Source organism: Lutibacter sp., from assembly GCF_040883305.1.
Lineage (GTDB): Bacteria > Bacteroidota > Bacteroidia > Flavobacteriales > Flavobacteriaceae > Lutibacter.
Genome location: NZ_JBFLKT010000273.1, coordinates 1 through 3,526, shown reverse-complemented (window position 1 = coordinate 3,526; position 3,526 = coordinate 1). Strand labels below are relative to the sequence as shown.

Genomic DNA, 3,526 nt, shown 5'->3' with positions numbered 1-3,526 from the left:
AGATTAGAAAGCAATCTAATAGCCGATTCGGTAGCAGTTCCAATCGTATTTGCAATTTCTTCTCTTGTTAAAATAACATCGATAAAATCTTCATTATCAACGCCAAATACTTCTTCTAAATGCAAAAGGGTTTCTGCTAATCTATCTTTAACAGGTTTTTGAGCCATTTGAGATATTAAAGTATTTGCTTCATTTAATTGATGAGAAATATTTTTCATTAAATTAAGAGAAAACTGATTATTATCTTTAATGGTATCTAAAATATCTCCTTTAGGGATAAAACAAACGTGCATATCTTCAAGTGCAATGGCATTTAAACCAACTAATTCTTCACTTAATAAAGATCGATGCCCTAAAATATCACCTCCCTTAATAAATTTTATAATTTGTTCTTTTCCGTTGGTATTTAATTTTGTTAATTTCCCTTTGCCATCTTTAATGCAATATAGACCGTTAATTGTATTGCCTTCTGTCATTAAATTCTCTCCTTTTTTTATAATAAGAGATGTTTTATGATCAGAAAACGTTTCCAATTCTTCATTTGTTAATGTTTTTAAAGCATTAAACCTTTTTATAATACATTGTCTGCAGTTCGACATATAATCAACATAGTTTTAATTAAAACGTGACAAATTTACGAAATTTAACGATACTAATTAGCTTTAAAATATGATATATGTCATTGTTATACTGCAAGAAATCGATAGTTTTGCAGTGTTAATTTAACAGCATGAGTGTAAATAATTGTTATCATTGTGGTGCAGATTGCGGTAAAAAACCAATAGAATTTAATAATAAGTATTTTTGTTGTAATGGTTGTAAAACTGTATATGAAATCTTAAACACCAATGAATTAACATGTTATTACGATTTAGAATCTTCTCCAGGAACAATTCCTTCCGACATTAAAGGGAAATATAATTATTTAGAAAACGAAGAAATAATTGAAAAGCTCTTAGAATTTAATGATTCTGAAACTTCTGTAGTAGAATTTTACATTCCAAACATTCATTGTAGTTCTTGTATTTGGGTGTTAGAAAATTTAAGTAAACTTAATAAAGGTGTAACTATTTCAATGGTAAATTTTCCAAAGAAATTATTACGCATAACCTTTAAGAATAAACGTACCAATCTAAAAGAATTGGTAGAATTAATTACTTCTATTGGATACGAACCTTATATTAGTTTAGAAGATGCAGACTCAAAGACTAATAAAGTTGATAAAACATTAATATACCAAGTTTCTATAGCAGCTTTTGCTTTTGGAAATATAATGTTATTATCGTTTCCAGAGTATTTTGAAGTAGATGAATTTTGGCTAGAAAAATACAAACATTTGTTTAGGCTGTTAATGTTTACAATGGCTTTACCAGTGGTGTTTTATTCGGCTAAAGATTATTTTATTTCTGCTTATAAAGGATTAAAGCATAGAATGTTGAATATTGATGTTCCAATTGCTTTGGGAATTTCAGTTTTATTTATTAGAAGCTCTATTGAAATATTTTTAGATATTGGATCTGGATTTTTTGATAGTTTAGCAGGGTTGGTTTTCTTTCTGTTGTTGGGGAAATTTTTTCAACAGAAAACCTATAATTTTTTATCTTTTGAAAGAGATTATAAATCGTATTTTCCAATTGCAGTTTCGTTAGTTTTAAATGATAAAGAAACCAATATTCAAGTAAAAGACATAAAAAAGGGAGATAGGCTTTTAATTAGAAACGAAGAATTAATTCCTGTAGATGGTATTTTAATTAATGGAAATGCCGCGATAGATTATAGTTTTGTTACTGGAGAATCTGTTCCTGTTATAAAGAAATCGGGTGAAAAATTATTTGCCGGAGGAAAACAAACAGCTGGAGCTATAGAAATGGAGGTTATAAGCTCTATTGAGCAAAGTTATTTAACACAACTTTGGAGTAATGATGTTTTTAATAAATCCAACGAAAAAACTATAAAAAATATTACAGATTCTATAAGTCGATTCTTTACAATTGCAATTCTTTTAATAGCCTTTTTTGGAGGAGTCTTTTGGTATTTTTACAATGTTGATATGTTATTTAACGTTGTAACAGCAGTATTAATAATTGCTTGTCCCTGTGCATTAGCATTGTCTGCTCCATTCGCTTTTGGAAATATTTTAAGAATTTTTGGATATAAAAAGTTTTATCTGAAAAATTCAGAAACCATAGAAAATATTTCAAAAATTGATACTATTATTTTTGATAAAACAGGTACAATAACTTCAAGTGATAAAACACAACTTACTTATTTTGGAACTGAATTAACAGATACAGAAAAAAGCGGTTTAAAAAGTGTTTTGAGAGCTTCAAACCATCCATTAAGTAGATCTTTATATGAATATTTAGATGTAGATTCTTTAAATGAAAAACCTTCAATATTTATTGAAATTTTAGGAAAAGGTATTGAAGCAACAATTAACAACGACATTTTTAAAATTGGAGCTTCTAGTTTTGTTGAAGCAAAAATAGTAGCAGTAAACGAGACGTCTATTTATATTAAAATCAATAACGATTTCAAAGGATATTTTTTATTTAAAAACAGTTACAGAGAAGGAACTAAAGAGGTTTTTGAAAAATTAGGAGAACACTATAATTTGGTAATTCTTTCTGGTGATAACGATGGTGAAAAAGAATATTTAGAAGAATTGTTACCGAAAAATACACGCTTTCAATTTAATCAGAAACCAGAGGATAAGTTAGAATTTATAAAGAAACTTCAGGAGAAAAACAATAAGGTTATGATGATTGGTGATGGTTTAAATGATGCAGGAGCTTTAGCGCAAAGTAATGTTGGAATTGCAATTTCTGAAGATGTAAATGTGTTTTCTCCGGCCTGCGATGCAATTTTAGATGCTAAACTTTTCAACAAATTACCTGAGTTTTTAACACTTTCCAGAAAAACTATTTCAATAATTAAGGCCAGTTTTGTGCTATCGTTTTGTTACAATGTTGTAGGTTTGTATTTTGCATTAACAGGTATGTTAACCCCCGTGGTTGCTGCAATTTTAATGCCATTAAGTTCAATTACAATTGTTGTTTTTGTAACTATCCTTACAAATTGGGTTTCAAAAAAACTATAATTTAGGGCAATTGGTTAAAAACCGAAATAAATTGTATGATATTTATCATACAATTTTACAAATTAAATAATATTTTTGTGTTTAAATCAAAATCAAAACTAATTAACTAAAAAATGGAAGTTGTCTACATAACAATAGGCGTTAGTATTATTGTTGCAGTATTTTTTTTCATTGTATTTATCAAATCCGTAAAATCTGGACAGTATGAAGATACCTATACACCGTCCGTTAGAATGCTATTTGATGACGAGCTAGTTAAAGAACCAAAGGAACACATAGAAAATCAACAAGAATAAATTTATAATCATTAACAATTAATCAAACAAGTATGGAAAAAGAACAGTTTTATTATGATAATAAAATAGTTAAAATGTTTCTTTGGGCTACAATTCTATGGGGAGTTGTAGGAATGTTAGTAGGGCTTTT

3 protein-coding genes are annotated in these 3,526 nt (G+C 27.9%); 2 read left to right on the top strand and 1 reads right to left on the bottom strand.

Annotated elements, in window-relative coordinates; translation table 11 throughout:
* Positions 1–599: Crp/Fnr family transcriptional regulator (locus AB1Z17_RS08510; protein WP_368051379.1), on the bottom strand; the 599-nt coding region annotated here is incomplete at its 3' end.
* Between the two features lie 131 nt (positions 600–730).
* Here AB1Z17_RS08510 and AB1Z17_RS08505 point away from each other — a divergent pair.
* Together AB1Z17_RS08505 and ccoS are read left to right on the top strand one after the other, a co-directional pair.
* Positions 731–3,100: a heavy metal translocating P-type ATPase gene (locus AB1Z17_RS08505; RefSeq protein ID WP_368051378.1), complete on the top strand. Its 2,370-nt coding sequence runs from the start codon at positions 731–733 to the stop codon at positions 3,098–3,100.
* Between the two features lie 113 nt (positions 3,101–3,213).
* Entirely contained in the window at positions 3,214–3,396 is a 183-nt protein-coding gene (ccoS, locus tag AB1Z17_RS08500) for a cbb3-type cytochrome oxidase assembly protein CcoS (RefSeq protein ID WP_368051376.1), read from the top strand.
* Positions 3,397–3,526: the final 130 nt, after the last annotated feature.

Coding starts and splice junctions, on each gene's coding strand:
- ccoS (WP_368051376.1), top strand. CDS start 3,214: ATGGAAGTTGTCTACATAACAATAGGCGTTAGTATTATTGTTGCAGTA.
- AB1Z17_RS08505 (WP_368051378.1), top strand. CDS start 731: ATGAGTGTAAATAATTGTTATCATTGTGGTGCAGATTGCGGTAAAAAA.